The organism is Pseudophaeobacter sp. (assembly GCF_048267565.1).
In the GTDB taxonomy this organism is placed as follows: Bacteria; Pseudomonadota; Alphaproteobacteria; order Rhodobacterales; family Rhodobacteraceae; genus Pseudophaeobacter; species Pseudophaeobacter profundi.
In genome coordinates this window covers 77,427-91,794 of record NZ_JBLWXG010000005.1, presented here as the reverse complement: position 1 = coordinate 91,794, position 14,368 = coordinate 77,427, and the positions used below count along the sequence as shown (strand labels likewise).

At 59.9% G+C, this 14,368-nt stretch carries 15 protein-coding genes; 9 read left to right on the top strand and 6 right to left on the bottom strand.

All coding sequences use genetic code 11. From position 1 onward, the window contains the following. Positions 1–65 precede the first annotated feature (65 nt). Both ACN0VH_RS13075 and ACN0VH_RS13070 read left to right on the top strand, forming a co-directional pair. Positions 66–416 (top strand): DUF2946 family protein, encoded by a 351-nt coding sequence (locus ACN0VH_RS13075; RefSeq protein WP_417700834.1) that lies wholly within the window; start codon positions 66–68, stop codon positions 414–416. 57 nt (positions 417–473) lie between these two features. Beyond that, the gene (locus ACN0VH_RS13070) at positions 474–953 is read left to right on the top strand and encodes a copper chaperone PCu(A)C (protein ID WP_417700833.1); all 480 of its coding nucleotides are present in this window, start codon (positions 474–476) and stop codon (positions 951–953) included. Positions 954–1,043: 90 nt separating this feature from the next. Here the strand turns inward: ACN0VH_RS13070 and ACN0VH_RS13065 are convergent, their stop codons facing one another. Further along, positions 1,044–2,045, bottom strand: coding sequence for a LysR family transcriptional regulator (locus tag ACN0VH_RS13065; RefSeq protein WP_278922984.1), 1,002 nt, complete (start codon positions 2,043–2,045; stop codon positions 1,044–1,046). 288 nt (positions 2,046–2,333) lie between these two features. After that, positions 2,334–2,675 carry a hypothetical protein gene (locus ACN0VH_RS13060; RefSeq protein WP_417700832.1) on the bottom strand — a complete coding sequence of 114 codons (342 nt, stop codon included), beginning with the start codon at positions 2,673–2,675 and terminating at the stop codon, positions 2,334–2,336. 711 nt (positions 2,676–3,386) lie between these two features. Here ACN0VH_RS13060 and lepA point away from each other — a divergent pair. The 6 genes from lepA to ACN0VH_RS13030 all read left to right on the top strand — a co-directional run bounded on the left by lepA (position 3,387) and on the right by ACN0VH_RS13030 (position 9,872). Then, the gene (gene lepA, locus ACN0VH_RS13055; RefSeq protein ID WP_278922982.1) at positions 3,387–5,186 is read left to right on the top strand and encodes a translation elongation factor 4; all 1,800 of its coding nucleotides are present in this window, start codon (positions 3,387–3,389) and stop codon (positions 5,184–5,186) included. Positions 5,187–5,439: 253 nt separating this feature from the next. After that, positions 5,440–5,745, top strand: a complete 306-nt coding sequence (locus ACN0VH_RS13050) for a TraR/DksA family transcriptional regulator (RefSeq protein ID WP_278922981.1) — start codon at positions 5,440–5,442, stop codon at positions 5,743–5,745. Positions 5,746–5,956: 211 nt separating this feature from the next. Then, positions 5,957–6,490, top strand: a complete 534-nt coding sequence (locus ACN0VH_RS13045) for a PhnA domain-containing protein (protein ID WP_417700831.1) — start codon at positions 5,957–5,959, stop codon at positions 6,488–6,490. A 115-nt stretch (positions 6,491–6,605) separates the two neighbouring features. Next, entirely contained in the window at positions 6,606–7,259 is a 654-nt protein-coding gene (locus ACN0VH_RS13040) for a protein-L-isoaspartate O-methyltransferase family protein (protein WP_417700830.1), read from the top strand. 113 nt (positions 7,260–7,372) lie between these two features. After that, positions 7,373–8,785 carry a TolC family outer membrane protein gene (locus ACN0VH_RS13035; RefSeq protein ID WP_278922978.1) on the top strand — a complete coding sequence of 471 codons (1,413 nt, stop codon included), beginning with the start codon at positions 7,373–7,375 and terminating at the stop codon, positions 8,783–8,785. A 73-nt stretch (positions 8,786–8,858) separates the two neighbouring features. After that, positions 8,859–9,872: a hypothetical protein gene (locus ACN0VH_RS13030; protein ID WP_417700829.1), complete on the top strand. Its 1,014-nt coding sequence runs from the start codon at positions 8,859–8,861 to the stop codon at positions 9,870–9,872. A gap of 146 nt (positions 9,873–10,018) precedes the next feature. Here ACN0VH_RS13030 and ACN0VH_RS13025 read toward each other — a convergent pair whose 3' ends face one another. Beyond that, positions 10,019–11,518 (bottom strand): cobyric acid synthase, encoded by a 1,500-nt coding sequence (locus ACN0VH_RS13025; RefSeq protein ID WP_417700828.1) that lies wholly within the window; start codon positions 11,516–11,518, stop codon positions 10,019–10,021. Between the two features lie 272 nt (positions 11,519–11,790). Continuing rightward, complete coding sequence (locus ACN0VH_RS13020) at positions 11,791–12,108, bottom strand: DUF6280 family protein (RefSeq protein WP_009811619.1); 318 nt, start codon at positions 12,106–12,108, stop codon at positions 11,791–11,793. A 218-nt stretch (positions 12,109–12,326) separates the two neighbouring features. Between ACN0VH_RS13020 and efp the strand changes: the two genes are divergently transcribed. Further along, positions 12,327–12,890: an elongation factor P gene (gene efp / locus ACN0VH_RS13015; RefSeq protein WP_278922975.1), complete on the top strand. Its 564-nt coding sequence runs from the start codon at positions 12,327–12,329 to the stop codon at positions 12,888–12,890. A gap of 79 nt (positions 12,891–12,969) precedes the next feature. Here efp and ACN0VH_RS13010 read toward each other — a convergent pair whose 3' ends face one another. Beyond that, the gene (locus ACN0VH_RS13010) at positions 12,970–13,545 is read right to left on the bottom strand and encodes an invasion associated locus B family protein (RefSeq protein ID WP_417700827.1); all 576 of its coding nucleotides are present in this window, start codon (positions 13,543–13,545) and stop codon (positions 12,970–12,972) included. Between the two features lie 42 nt (positions 13,546–13,587). Next, on the bottom strand, positions 13,588–14,322 hold the full coding sequence (ygfZ, locus tag ACN0VH_RS13005; RefSeq protein ID WP_278922973.1) for a CAF17-like 4Fe-4S cluster assembly/insertion protein YgfZ: 735 nt from the start codon (positions 14,320–14,322) through the stop codon (positions 13,588–13,590). Positions 14,323–14,368: the final 46 nt, after the last annotated feature.

The window sequence follows — 14,368 nt, the reverse complement described above, 5'->3', positions numbered from 1 at the left end:
TGCCGTTATATGCACATTTTATTTACAACTTGCAGCCCCTGCCGGGTGGGGGCATATGCTTGGGCATGGCACATCTCCTGCGGATATCTTTGGCCCTTGTTCTGGCCTTGGTGGTGACCCTGACGGGGCATGCCTCTGCCGCTGCGCAGGGGGCGCGGGATGCCAGTGGCCAGATGGTGATCTGTTCCGGCAGCGGCCCCGTGACCATCTATATCGACGATCAGGGGCAACCGACCCAGCCGCCGCATTATTGCCCGGACTGCGTGATGCATCTGTTGGATGCTATCCCTGCGCCGGATGCTCTGGCCCTGCCGTCCTATGCCGGGCAGGCCTATGATCGCAGCTGGGTGAGCCTGCGCCTGCGTCATCGGCCCAAGCTGACCGCAACGGCACGGGCGCCTCCCGTCGCTGTCTGACGATCCAACAGCCAGAATTACACCTACAATTTCAGTAACTTGAGAAAGGAGACAGAGATGTCCCTGAAATCCGTTTTGTTTGCGGCGGTTGCCGCCGTGTCGCTTGCTGGTGCTGCCTCTGCCGAGGGCGCCAAGATCATGGTGCAGGACCAATATGCCCGCGTCTCTACCAAGATGGCCACTAGCGGGGCTGCCTTTATGAACATCATGAATATGAGCTCCGAAGCAGATCAGCTGCTTGCGGTGCGCTCTGACGTGGCCAAGCGGGTTGAACTGCACACCCATATGGAAAGCGGCGATGGCATCATGAAGATGGTGCATGTAGAGGATGGCTTTGCCATCCCGGCTGAGGGCAGCCATCTGCTGCAACGCGGCGGTGACCATGTGATGTTCATGGGCTTGACCGAAACGCTGGAGCATGGCGATGTGGTCCCCCTCACGCTGGTGTTTCAGAACGCCGGTGAGATCAGCATCGAAATCCCTGTGGATCTGGAACGCAAGCCCGGTCAGGGTGGCCATATGAAGCACACGAACTAAGCCGCAAGGCAGAGAGGGAGGCGGCGCGACCGTGCGGCCTTCCTCTGTATCGCGCTTGAGGGACCCGGCAGGGCAAACCGAGGCGCGAGGTTACAGCAATTCGTCCAGCAGCCGGAAGTCCTGCGCCAGCCAGGGCAGGCGGGCGATGGCGGGGGCCACCATCTGCCGCTTGATCAAGCCCTGGGTTGTCTGCGCCACAGTGCGGGGCAATTGATCGGCCCAGTCCTTGCCGGCAAAGAGCGATATCTTGCGTGCAGAAAGCCCGTCAGAGGGGCCGAAGGGCAGCGGAAAGGCGTCGATTTCATCGTGGAACCGCGCCGCACGCATATAGCCCAGTGGCGTTGTCACCGCCCAGCCGATACGGCGCGCTACCATGGCCATCAGCGCCAGGTGTGATCCAATTTCAAACCGATTTTCAAAGGCTTGTTCCTGCTCTAGCGCCTGTGTGCGATCCTGGACCAGGGCTTCGATTTGCTGCGAAATCAGCTGGTCGGCAGCATAGCGCAGAAATGGCAGCCGACCGAGCTGCTCTGCGGTGACCTTGGGTGTGGGGTAATAGCCCTTGGGGGCCACCAGAATAAAGGGATCGCGCACCAGCGGGAATTCTATCAGCCCGCCTTGCGGGGCGCCGGTGGTGGCGGTGATCGCCAGATGAAGCTCCCCGGCTTCGATGGCGCGCAGGATGTCATGGCTGGAGGCGGTGATCATCTTGAACCGGCATTCAGTCAAGCTCTCGGCGAGGGACGTCACCAGACGGGGGGTGAGATCGTTGTCAAAGTCATCAATCAGACCAATCGACAGCTCTGGCAGGTGGCTCAGATCCATCATTGACAGCTCGCTCTGTGCCAGTCGCAGTTCGGACAAAACCGCATGGGTCCGGGCCAGAAAGTTCCGCCCGGCAGAGGTTGGCACCATGGGGCGGCGGCTGTGATCGACCAGCTCTGTTCCCAGAGCTTTTTCAAGGTTGCGCAGCTGTTGGCTGACCGCAGGCTGGCTGAGGCCCGTCACATCGGCGGTCTGCGCAACCGAGCCGGTCTTGGCCAGGGTTTCAAAAACCTCTAACCCTCGAAGGGTGACCCCCTTGATCAACATGCCCGCGCTCCTGAAAAAAATGTTTGCCTGACGATAGTTTCCTCCAGCGCTTGCTGGTGGGTCAAGGGTGCCAATCCCCCGGCTATTCCCCCCCAAGGTCGCATCTGACGAGGGTTGAAAGCCCGGATGCGGAGGGAAGGGGCCGTATTGGTGTCGGCTTTGAGTTTCTGAAATCATCCCGCGTCGCGGTCTGTCGCTGCCGCCTGGGGGCAGGCCGGGCCTGTCTGATCTGCCTGTCTGGCCGACCTGTTCAATCGGTGTGTATTGGGGAAGGGGCGGACTGGTGCCTTAGCCGCAGGTCTTGGCGGCGGTGTCACCAAAAACCTTGTAGCGCAGCCAGAGCTGTTCGTCGCGCTTATTGCTGGACTGGCGCACCACCTGGGCCTGATGCGGGTCGGCAAACCATTTGGACACAGTGCGCCGCTCGGAAGAGGAGAGCTGCTGGTTGGCCACCTTCTGGATGCAGTTGCACAGGGCCGGGCTGGCGGCGAGCCGGTCAGAGCTGCGGCAGGCCCGTTCGATCGCACCGGCCTGGGCGGGCTGTACAAACACGATCTGCGCAGTAAGAACCTGAGCAGCCAATACGGCACAAAGCCCTGCAGGACGCAGGCAGGTGGGCAGCAATCTCATCAAATGTCCCTCGTGTGTTTACCCCGGATCCCGTGCCCGGTTTTGCGGGAATATGGCGAAGCGCGGGGTAAGTTTCAATCGTGGTTAAATTCGCTTTACAAATGCGCAACATCTTGCCGGGTTCGGGACTGGGTTGGGAACCGGTGTGGGGCGTGCCTGACCCTGGGCAGGTGCGACGCCATGTTTCCTCAAAGAGGTGGGGTGCGATCAGCTGAGGTTTTGACCGGAGGCCCCCCGGTCAACGCCCGACCTTCACCACCGGAGGGTGCTTCGCCCCCACCCGTGGTCAGGCGCTGACCTTTGTTGGACTAAAGCAAACCCAAAATACGCAGGCAAACTTGCGCAATGGCATAAAAAGTAGATGGAGTGCCGTACCGTCCACGTGTACCAGGCGTGCCGTCTTGATCTCATTGCGGTCGAAGACTTTCGCGCCGTTCTTCGTTGCGACAGGCATTTTCGATACTCGACAAAACACCCGTTTGTTGCGTCTGCGCGGATATGACGCTGGCGTGCAGTGTGGCGCGGGTGGTGATTGCGCGGCTGATGCTTTCATCTTGCGGCATTGGCCAGACATCCAGCGGGGCCAAATTTTTGCATTTGTCCACATCTGCCAAGCTCAATACGCCTTTGACTGCCGATTTAGATAAATAACTTCATCGCAGCATAGACGCGCGCTTGACCAGGACAAGAAACCAAATCATATCCACTTGCATGACAGATCTCGCCAAAATCCGCAATTTCTCCATCGTCGCCCATATCGACCATGGCAAATCCACTCTCGCTGACCGGCTCATCCAAGAGACGGGCACTGTGGAGGTGCGTGATATGAAGGCGCAGCTCTTGGACTCGATGGATATCGAGCGCGAGCGCGGCATCACCATCAAGGCCAATACGGTGCGCATTGACTACAAGGCGGACGATGGCGAGCAATACGTGCTGAACCTGATCGACACCCCTGGTCACGTCGACTTTGCTTACGAGGTCTCGCGCTCGATGCGTGCGGTTGAAGGCTCTTTGCTGGTGGTCGACAGCACGCAAGGGGTTGAGGCGCAGACATTGGCCAATGTCTATCACGCGATGGAGGCCGACCACGAGATCGTGCCGGTGCTGAACAAGATCGACCTTCCGGCCTCGGACTGTGACCGGGTGGCAGAGCAGATTGAAGATGTCATCGGCATCGAGGCCACCGGCGCCATTCGGGTTTCGGCCAAGACAGGCCAGGGCATCCACGAAACACTGGAAGCCATCGTCAATGAACTGCCTGCACCGACGGGCACCCGCGACGCGCCGCTAAAGGCGATGCTGGTGGACAGCTGGTATGACGCCTATCTTGGCGTGATCGTTCTGGTGCGGATCATGGACGGGGTGTTGAAAAAGGGTGAGCGGATCAAGATGCTCTCCAATGGCTCTACGCACCATGTGGATCGCATCGGCGTCTTCCGCCCGGCCATGACGGTGATTGACGAACTCGGCCCCGGCGAGATCGGCTTTCTGACCGCCTCTATCAAACAGGTGCGCGATACCCGGGTAGGCGACACCATCACCCATGAGAAAAAAGGCACCGAAGATGCTTTGCCAGGCTTTAAGCCTGCGCAGCCGGTAGTGTTCTGTGGCTTGTTCCCAGTTGATAGTTCCGAATTTGAAGATCTGCGCGATGCCATCGACAAGCTGGCGCTGAATGACGCGTCTTTCAGCTTTGAGATGGAAACCTCGGCGGCGCTGGGCTTCGGCTTCCGCTGTGGCTTCCTTGGCCTTTTGCACCTGGAAGTGATCCGCGACCGGGTCGAGCGCGAGTATGACATTGATCTGATCACCACCGCGCCTTCGGTGGTTTATCACGTCTATATGCGTGATGGCAGCATGGTAGAGCTGCACAACCCCGCCGATATGCCGGACCTGACCATTGTTGATCACCTGGAAGAGCCGCGCATCAAGGCGACCATCCTGGTGCCGGATGAATATCTTGGCGATGTGCTGAAGCTCTGCCAGGATCGTCGCGGCATCCAGCTGGATCTGACCTATGCAGGCAGCCGCGCCATGGCGGTCTATGATCTGCCACTGAACGAGGTGGTGTTTGATTTCTATGACCGGCTGAAATCGGTGACCAAGGGCTATGCCTCCTTTGATTACCAGATGACCGGCTACCAGCAGGACAACCTGGTCAAGATGTCGGTGCTGGTGAATGATGAACCCGTCGATGCCTTGTCGATGATGGTGCACCGCGACCGTGCCGAGGCCCGTGGCCGCGCCATGGTTGAAAAGCTGAAAGATCTGATCCCGCGCCATATGTTCAAGATCCCGATCCAGGCGGCGATTGGTGGCAAGGTGATTGCCCGCGAAACCCTGTCTGCGATGCGCAAAGACGTGACCGCCAAATGCTACGGTGGCGACGCAACCCGGAAGAAAAAGCTGCTGGAAAAGCAGAAGAAGGGTAAGAAAAAGATGCGCCAGTTCGGCAAGGTCGACATTCCGCAGGAAGCGTTTATCTCGGCGCTCAAGATGGATAGCTGAACGCCGTCCGGGGGTAGGGCGCTTTGCGCCCACCCTGGGTTCGCCGCTGTCCTTTGTTTTGTCGTGGCCGCTGTAGCTATTTCTAGATTGTCTGAAATTCACGCATGTGGTTGTGATTTTATGCGTTGCGCAAGCGGTCTTCGCGAAATTGTCGCAAGTTTTTGCTGATCTTCCCTCATTTTTCACGTCGTGAACTGCCTGTCCCTAACCTATGGTAGGATCGGGGCAGGTCACTGATTTGGGAGGGTCGGGGATGAGCTATTCAGCACAAAAAGCGATACTGGAGGCGCGTCGCCGGGCGCTGACGGTACCGGCGAAAGAGGCCGCACAGGTCTTTTCTGGCGCGCGACAGCAGGGTGGGGTACTGCCTGATCTGTTGCTTTATCCAGGTAGGCCTTTGGGTGACCAGTATGCGGATGAGTTGCACCAGATTGATGCCGCTCTGGCCCGCTTGCAGGAAGGCACTTACGGGTATTGCCAGATTTGCGGTGAAGAGATTGGCGGCCAGTTGCTGGATTCGGTGCCGTCGACCCGCTTTTGCAGCACCTGCGCCGAATAGCGCCCGGTTGCCCGTCGTCATGTGGAGCACAGGATGGCCTGTGTCGAGGGGGGCAGAGGGCGACGTATTGTCGGCGCTCGCGCGGGGGCTTTGCCTGGGCGGTGGCAGCTGCCCTGTAGGCCCGCGAGAGGCCCGCGAGGCTTTTCTTCCATGGAAGAAGCCGCTAAGGCGAGGGCAACCTAACCTTATTTCCTTTTTCCGGAGCCCCGCCATGTCCGCCGCCACACCAGCTTCCCCGGTTTGTGATCTGTGTTCTGCCGCGCAAGAGACCCGTTTTTATGCTGTCCCGGGCGGCCCCGAGGATGCAGGGGTGCAGATCTGCGCCACCTGTCAGACGCAGATCGACGGCGATCTGGATGCGGCGCATTGGCGCTGCCTGGGGGCGTCCATGTGGTCGTCAGAGCCCGCAGTGCAGGTTCTGGCCGCGCGGCTCTTGGCCCGGCTGGCAGAGCACGACTGGGCCCGCGATCTGGCAGAACAGCTCTGGCTGGAGGATGAGACCCGTGCCTGGGTGGACAACCAGGTGGCGGCTGGTGGCCATGTTGACAGCAACGGCGCGCCGCTTGCGGCTGGCGACAATGTGGTGTTGATCAAGGATCTGCCCGTCAAGGGCGCAGGCTTTACCGCCAAGCGCGGTACCGCGGTGCGGGGCATCTCTCTGGTGCAGGACAATCCCGAGCACATCGAGGGCCGCGTTGAGGGCCAAAGAATTGTTATTTTGACCAAATTCGTGAAGAAGAAATAGCTCTCAGTGCAACAGGACCTGCTTTTTGCCGCTGCGCGAGGTTATGCGTCGTTGCTGTAGATGCTGTGATATGGCACAATATCCCGCAAACAGACTGAACAAAAGAGTTTAGCATATGACCGACTTTGCCGAACGTCGCCGCATGATGGTTGACACCCAGGTCCGCCCTTCGGATGTGACCAAATACCCGATCATCGAGGCGCTGCTGGCTGTTGCGCGCGAAGATTTTGTTCCCGATGCACAACGCGAAGCCGCCTATGCGGACCGCAACATGGATCTTGGGGCCGGGCGCGCATTGATCGAGGTGCGCACGCTTTCGAAAATGCTGGACGCGCTTGATATCCAGCGGAATGAACTGGTGCTCGATGTGGGTTGCGGGCTGGGCTATTCCACCGCCGTCGCCGCCCAGATGGCGCAGATGGTGATCGGCGTCGAAGAAGATGAAGAAATGTCCGGTGAGGCCCAGTCGCAGCTTGCAGAGGCGGGCGCTGATAATGCCATCGTCCATGTCGGCCCGCTGACCGAGGGCGCTGCCGAACATGGCCCCTATGATGTTATCCTGGTGCAGGGCGGCGTCGAAGTCCTGCCCGACCAGTTTCTGGCGCAGCTGAAAGACGGCGGTCGCATTGCCGTCATCTTCATGACCGGAGCCCTGGGCGAGGTGAAGGTGGGATATAAACAGGGCGATCAGATTTCCTGGCGCTTTGAATTCAACGCAACTGCGCCGGTCATGCCAGGGTTTGAACGGGCTGCGGCCTTCGCGCTTTAGGGGGGCTTTGGTTCGGGGGCGTTGCAATGATATGCTAGGTCCGGCTGAATGTGGGGCCTGATACATAATAATCTTCCCGCGGCTGGCGGCGCGGCAAACGAATAGGGTTACCGATGTACAAGAAGAATTTGGCAAGTTTGTTTAAGGCTTTTGTATTCGCAGGCACTGCGGCGCTTGCCTTCACACTGCCAAAAGCCGCCAGCGCGGATAATCTGTCAGACGCACTGATTGGCGCTTATAAATCCAGCGGCTTGCTGGAACAAAACCGGGCTTTGCTGCGGGTGCAGGACGAAAACGTCGCTGCCGCCGTTGCCGGGCTGCGCCCGATTATCAACTGGACGATCACTGCCAGTCACCGAAACAGCGATACGGGGCTTTCAGCCCGCGACATTACGAACGATGAGCTGAGCACGGGACTGAACTTGAGCCTGCTGTTGTTTGATGGCGGCGCGACGCGCCTTCGACAGTTGGCTGCGCAGCAAACTGTTCTGGCCACTCGGCAAAGTCTGATCAACATTGAACAACAGGTGCTGTTCAATGCGGTGCAGGCCTATGTGAACGTGTTGCTGCAAAATGAAATCGTGCGGCTTCAGGGCAACAACCTGCGTTTGCTGCAAGAAGAGCTGAAGGCCTCGCAGGATCGCTTTGAAGTTGGCGAAGTCACCCGCACCGATGTTGCCTTGGCGCAGAGCCGCCTTGCTTCGGCCCAGGCCAATCTGATTGAAAGCCGTGGTAATCTGCTGGAAGCCAAAGCCTCCTATGTTGAGGCGGTTGGCAACCCCATCGGGACTGTTGCCGGCGCGCCCCCTTTGCCTAAGCGGGTGGCCTCTTTGTCCTCTGCCGAAGCCATCGCCAACCGCAATCACCCCAGCCTTCTGGCGCAGCAGCATTCGGTTAAGGCAGCTGATTATAGTGTTGAAGCCGCGCGCAAGGGGCTTGGCCCAAACGTCAGGTTTAGTGCGGATGTCAGCACCACCCTCGGGCTTTCCTCGACGGCTGACTCTGATACATCTGGTGCCAGCATCACCTTGACCCAGCCAATCTATGCCGGCGGTGCGCTGGCTTCGGCCCTGCGTTCCAGCATGGCCTCTGGCGATGCGGCGCGCGGCCAGTTGATCACCGTACAGCGGGCCGTGACCCAGGATGTCGCAGCGGCCTATGTCACGCTTGAGGCCGCCTCGGCCAGCCTTGTGTCCTCTAACGAAAGTGTGCGGGCGGCGCAGGTCGCCTTTGACGGGATTCGCGAAGAGGCCACCCTGGGTGCGCGTACCACGCTGGATGTGTTGCAGGCGGAACAGGATTTGCTGAATGCGCTGACCTCGCGGGTACAGTCGCGGGCCAACCAGGCGACCGCTGCCTATGCCCTGTTGCAGGCGCAGGGGCTTTTGACGGCTGAACACCTTGGCCTGGCTGTCGAAATCTACGACCCAACGCTGTATTATAACCTGGTCAAAAGTGCGCCAGCCCAGGTCAGCCAACAAAGCCGCGATCTGGATCGTGTGCTGCGGGCCCTGGGAAAAAACTAAAAGGCAGCAGAAATGTTGTGCGTGTGCAGCGGGGCAGCTACACTCGCGTAAAGGCTAGAGTGGTTTAAATACTATGTCCGATCCTGTAACGCAGGCTGAAATCGAAGATGTGCTCTCCTCTATCCGCCGTTTGGTGAGCGAAGATGGGCGCGTGGCCCCACCTGCGAGCGCGGCGGCAACGCCAAAGTCGCGGTTGGTTCTGACGCCTGCTTTGCGGGTGGCCGAGAGCGCACCGGAAGACGCCCCCGCTGCCGCAGAACAGGACGCAGTTCCCCCCCTGCAAGATGAAGCGGCTATCGTACTGGATGCACAGCCGGAGCTTGATCCAGCCGAGGTGTTGAGTTTTCAGACCAATAGGGACGTCAAGGATGGTCCGCTGCCAGGACTGACAGCGGAGATTGCCGAGGCGGCGCAGGCAGCGACTTCAGAGGCAGAACCGCCAGAGACCGTGGTCGCCGATGCCGAGATGGAAACCCCGGATGACACTGCCCCCTGGCAGGAGCCGGGGGCAACTCTGTTTGGTGCAGCAGATCCCTTTGCCGCCCCGCAAGAGACTCTGCACGGCGCGGATGCGCCTGCCAGCCCGGATGCTGCGCGCCAACCTTCAGAGGTGCAACTGACGCCGGAGCTGGATGGCAGCGAACGGGTTTCGGCTGTGGTGCAAAAGATTGCCGAGCTTGAGGCCAAGGTGGCGCGGGCGCAGGACCAGTGGGAGCCTGATGGCGATTCCAGGGATCCCTATGCCGGCACCAATATCGAAACGCTGGAATGGCAGGACGACATTGTCGCGCCTGCAGAGGACGCAGCCGAGACCGCGCCTGCATCAATTGCAGATGAACCGGCTGAGCAAGAGCCTCTGGATGCGGCAGATCTGGTGCAGGACGCGGTGACCCGCGAAACTCTGGACCTGTTGGAGCAGGGTGCCGGGGATGATCGCTACCTGGACGAAGACAGCCTGCGCGAAATGGTGGCAGAAATTGTCCGAAGCGAGCTGCAGGGGGCGCTCGGCGAGCGGATTACCCGCAATGTGCGCAAATTGGTACGCCGCGAAATCCAACGTGCCCTCGCGGCGCAGGATCTGATCTAGCGCATTTAAGACATGCGAAATCAAAGCCTATAGGCCTCCGTATGCTATCGGCATGTCGCCCCCGCCTGCCAAATCCGCTAGATTCCATGTCGATGGCTGTTAGGTCGCAGCACCCATCTGTGCCCGTATTTGGTGCCTCGTGGGGGCTATACTGTCAGATTTGGGGTGGGATCCGGTGACGGGATCTCTGTTGCCAAGGCCAGCAGTTGGTCCAGATCCATATGCTGCTCCAGATGGTTGGCCAGCGCGTCAAGCGTGGTTTCAACGCCTTCGTCATAGGGGGTCTGGCTGCTGTGGCCCAGTCCGGCCAGATACTGGCCGCGAAAGCGATCAGAGCTGAACAACCCATGTAGATATGACCCCAGTACCCGCCCATCGGGTGAGGCGGCGCCCTCGCGTCGGTCGCCGACCTGAAGCCAGGCGCGGGCGCAGTCGGCGCCGGTGGTGCGCCCCATGTGAATTTCATAGCCGCTGACTGGCAGCCCGGCCTCAAACAGGCCACCGCCCAGGCTTTCGGCCTCGGTCAGGGTGACGCGTTTGCTCTCGGCCATCACCGTATGCACATCCAGCAGCCCCAGCCCGGCAACCTTGTCTGGCCGCCCCTCGACCCCATGCGGATCGTCGATGGTCTGGCCCAGCATCTGATAGCCACCACAGAGCCCGAGCACATGGCCGCCGCGCCGGTGATGGGCCAGAATGTCGATGTCCCAACCCTGGGCGCGTAGATAGGCCAGATCGGCGATGGTGGATTTGCTGCCCGGTATCAGCACCAGATCCGCATCCCCCGGCAGCGCTTTGCCCGCGGGGACAATTTCAACCGTCACTTCTGGCTCTACCGCCAGCGGATCGAGATCATCAAAGTTTGCCATCCGTTCCAGCTGGGGCACGACGACCTTGCAGGCGCCGCCCTTGGTCGAGACGATATCCATCATGTCTTCGGCGGGCAGTTTCCAGGCCTCCCAGAACCAAGGCACCACCCCCAGTGATGGCCAGCCGGTACGTCGGGCGATGTCATCGCGCCCGGCGTCAAACAGGCTGATATCGCCGCGAAAGCGATTTACGGCAAAGCCAACAATGCGGTCGCGGTCCTGCTGGTCCAGCACCGCCTGGGTGCCGACGATCTGGGCAATTACTCCGCCACGGTGGATATCCCCGACCAGCACCACCGGCGCCTGCACCGCGCAGGCAAATCCCATATTGGCAATGTCGCCCCGGCGCAGATTGGTTTCCGCAGGCGATCCAGCGCCCTCGATCAGCACCAGATCAACCCCCTTGGCCAGCCGGTGATAGCTGTCCAGGGCCGCCTCCATCAGGCCGGTCTTGTCGCGCATGAAAGAGCCCGCAGCCTGACTGCCGCGCCGCTTGCCCTGAACGATCACCTGGGCGCCGGTATCCGTTTCGGGTTTCAGCAGCACCGGGTTCATATCCACATGTGGTGCGCGCCCTGCAGCCCGCGCCTGCAGCGCCTGGGCCCGGCCGATTTCTCCGCCTTCTGGGGTGACGGCGGCATTGTTGGACATGTTCTGCGCCTTGAAAGGTGCCACCTTCAGGCCGCGCCGATGAAAAGCGCGGGCAAGACCCGCCACAAGCATGGATTTGCCAACATTGCTGCCGGTGCCCTGAATCATGAGTGCGCGTGCCACCATTGGGGTTCTCCTGCCTGTGCTGTGGTTTGACCTGTGATTGCCGATTGGGCGACAGAGGAAAAGCCCTTTTTGATCAGGCTAGCGCATTGGCGGGGTGGGGGGCGGAAATTTACGCCCCAAAGTGGCACCTGCGCGACAGCTGCCCTGGGCCTGGGCGCGGGGAGAGGCGCTGCAAAGGGTAGTGCACAAAAGAAAAACGCGCCCCCCAGGACGCGTCTTTCTATAGATCGTTGGTCTGTCCCGGCCCTTCTGGGCCATGGCCAAGTTTAGCTTCAGGCAGCTTCTGCCTGGGCTGCATTGCGCCGTTCGCTTTCTTCGCGCGACAGGGCAACGGAGGTCCGAACCCCACGTCCGACAAAATCCATCAACCCGCCGACAACCCGTTCGTTCGGGTCAATGCCAGCACAGCTGAGGACTTCGCGCCCATCGCGTGAGCGTGCCCAGCGGGCAATTTGTTCAGGGCCGTTGCCATATTTTTTATCATCGGCAATGGCGTCATCCAGCGCGGCCAAAACAACAGCGGCAAAGAGCTTGCGTGCTCGGTTGCCCTGTTCATTGTTGTACGCGGTGCCGTCAACGAAATCTCGCATCCCGTTTCCTTTATTGTTCTTGCTATTGCAATTCGCGGCGTGGCGTTCCTTATGACGGAACTATGACGATTCGGATAGCCCGTGTGTGCATAGCTTTCATGCAAAATTTGCATGGCTTTAGTGCTTTACCTACGAGATATCGTTGTCTTGCCAGCGATGACCACGCCAGATATAGGGTCTCTTAAGATATCATCAACCTTCCCAGATGGATTTTTCAGATGCCCAAGATCAATGGTAACGAGATCCGCCCCGGCAATGTTCTGGAGCACAACAACGGTCTGTGGGCCGCAGTCAAGGTCGATCACGTGAAGCCTGGCAAAGGAGGCGCCTTTGCCCAGGTAGAGCTGCGCAACCTGCGCAATGGCTCAAAGCTGAACGAACGTTTCCGCAGTGCCGACAAGGTCGAGCGCGTGCGGCTGGAGCAAAAAGACCAGCAGTTTCTCTATGAAAGCGACGGCATGCTGGTGTTCATGGATGCCGAAACATACGAACAAATCGAATTGTCTGCCGAACTGCTGGGCGATCGCCGCCCCTTCTTGCAGGATGGCATGACCATCGTGATGGAATTCTACGAAGAGGAAGCCCTGAACGCGACCCTGCCGCAGAAAGTGACCTGCAAGATTGTCGAGACAGAGCCGGTGGTAAAGGGGCAGACTGCTGCCAATTCCTTTAAGCCTGCCATCCTGGAAAATGGCGTCAAGGTCATGGTGCCGCCCTTTGTCGGTCAGGACGAAATGATCGTGGTCAATACCGAAACCATGGAATACGCGGAACGCGCCTGATATTGGCGGTTCTGCCAGTTTAGATTTCTTCTAGCCCCCGCTGCCAGATCCTGGCGGCGGGGGTTCTGTCTGTTTTGTGTCAGTTCATCTGATCGACGAGTTCGATGCTGAAGCCGCATTCATCCATCATCTTGCCATAGGCCGCAGTAAAGCCCGCCAGCGAGACCTGCAGCACGGGTTCACCGGCACCATAGGGCTGCACCGTACGGATATCGATGTTCTGCCCGGCCTTCATCCAGCGCAGCATGTTTAGACTATCCTGCCAACGTGGCGATACCCGCGCCTGGGCAAAGCCATCGGCGTCATAGTAGCCATCCGCAATGCCATAAAAGGCGGCCTGCTTATCAAAGACAAACCCCAGCGCCTGACCGTTTTGCACCTGGGTCCCATGGCCGCGCGGGGCGCTTTCTTCTAGGGTTGGGGCGGGGTAGTCGGTGGGCGGGCCTGCATCCAGGTCATGCACCGTAAGGCTGAGCACGGGCAGCCCATCGCCGCCAGTGGAGGCCCGGCAGGTGCGGCTGACGTGTTCGGTGGTTTCCTGCACTGTGAGCGAGACGCGCCAGTCGCCAAATTCCCAATATTGGTTCTGTGCCTGGGCAGGCAGCGCCGTCAGTGCAGGGAGCACCGAAAGGGCAAGGGGAAGGAAATGTCGCATATTGTCTCCGAAAAATTGATTTGTGACATAAGAAGGCGCGTGTCAGGGCGTCCAGTGGAGCTGGGCGGTCTCGGCCTGCATATCGCCCTTGGCACGGTCAAAGCGGAGATAGGCGATGGCCTGGCCATGCGCCTGGCTGTACAGGGTGCCAACAGGTTTGCCAGCGGCGGTGATGGCACTGCCTACGGGTGCGGTGCCGGTGATATTTACCCGGCGCAGGCCTTTTCGCAGCTCGGTCTTGTGCTTCATGCGGGCGGTGATTTCTTGGCCGACATAACAGCCCTTGCGAAAATCAACGCCGTTCAGCGCCTCAAAGCCGGCTTCCAGGATATAGCTGTCCTGCCCCAGCTCAATGCCGCTTTGCGGAATGCAATGGGCCACATGCAGCCCGGTCCAGTCGCTATCGTCCTCGCCGGTTTCAGCGCCAATCAGCCGCCAGCCTAGCGACGGGTGGCGCGGATCGGCCAGTGCGCCGTCGGGGGCGGGGCCTGTACCGCGTGTGACGCCAAGGTCGGTAAGGGCAATGTCGACCTTGGCCCGCAGCCGGTACATGGTCAGCCGCTTCATCAGCGCCTCGGCCTGTTCGGCGTCGGCATCCAGCAGCACGGCGTCGCCGTCAGCGGCAAGAAAGAAATCCGCGAGGTATTTACCCTGAGGCGTCAGCAGGGCGGCATAGGTCAGGCCCTGATCGATCTTGTTGATATCATTGGTGATCAGCCCCTGCAGAAAGTCTCGGGTATCGGGGCCCGACAGGCGAAGGATCTTGCGCGCGTGCATGGCGTGGTCTCCTGATGGGTCCACCCATTTGGGTGGCGCGGTGATA

Coding starts and splice junctions, on each gene's coding strand:
- ACN0VH_RS13070 (WP_417700833.1), top strand. CDS start 474: ATGTCCCTGAAATCCGTTTTGTTTGCGGCGGTTGCCGCCGTGTCGCTT.
- efp (WP_278922975.1), top strand. CDS start 12,327: ATGCCCAAGATCAATGGTAACGAGATCCGCCCCGGCAATGTTCTGGAG.
- ACN0VH_RS13010 (WP_417700827.1), bottom strand. CDS start 13,545: ATGCGACATTTCCTTCCCCTTGCCCTTTCGGTGCTCCCTGCACTGACG.
- ACN0VH_RS13025 (WP_417700828.1), bottom strand. CDS start 11,518: ATGGTGGCACGCGCACTCATGATTCAGGGCACCGGCAGCAATGTTGGC.
- ACN0VH_RS13035 (WP_278922978.1), top strand. CDS start 7,373: ATGTACAAGAAGAATTTGGCAAGTTTGTTTAAGGCTTTTGTATTCGCA.
- ACN0VH_RS13045 (WP_417700831.1), top strand. CDS start 5,957: ATGTCCGCCGCCACACCAGCTTCCCCGGTTTGTGATCTGTGTTCTGCC.
- ACN0VH_RS13060 (WP_417700832.1), bottom strand. CDS start 2,675: ATGAGATTGCTGCCCACCTGCCTGCGTCCTGCAGGGCTTTGTGCCGTA.
- ACN0VH_RS13050 (WP_278922981.1), top strand. CDS start 5,440: ATGAGCTATTCAGCACAAAAAGCGATACTGGAGGCGCGTCGCCGGGCG.
- lepA (WP_278922982.1), top strand. CDS start 3,387: ATGACAGATCTCGCCAAAATCCGCAATTTCTCCATCGTCGCCCATATC.
- ygfZ (WP_278922973.1), bottom strand. CDS start 14,322: ATGCACGCGCGCAAGATCCTTCGCCTGTCGGGCCCCGATACCCGAGAC.
- ACN0VH_RS13020 (WP_009811619.1), bottom strand. CDS start 12,108: ATGCGAGATTTCGTTGACGGCACCGCGTACAACAATGAACAGGGCAAC.
- ACN0VH_RS13075 (WP_417700834.1), top strand. CDS start 66: ATGGCACATCTCCTGCGGATATCTTTGGCCCTTGTTCTGGCCTTGGTG.
- ACN0VH_RS13065 (WP_278922984.1), bottom strand. CDS start 2,045: ATGTTGATCAAGGGGGTCACCCTTCGAGGGTTAGAGGTTTTTGAAACC.
- ACN0VH_RS13040 (WP_417700830.1), top strand. CDS start 6,606: ATGACCGACTTTGCCGAACGTCGCCGCATGATGGTTGACACCCAGGTC.
- ACN0VH_RS13030 (WP_417700829.1), top strand. CDS start 8,859: ATGTCCGATCCTGTAACGCAGGCTGAAATCGAAGATGTGCTCTCCTCT.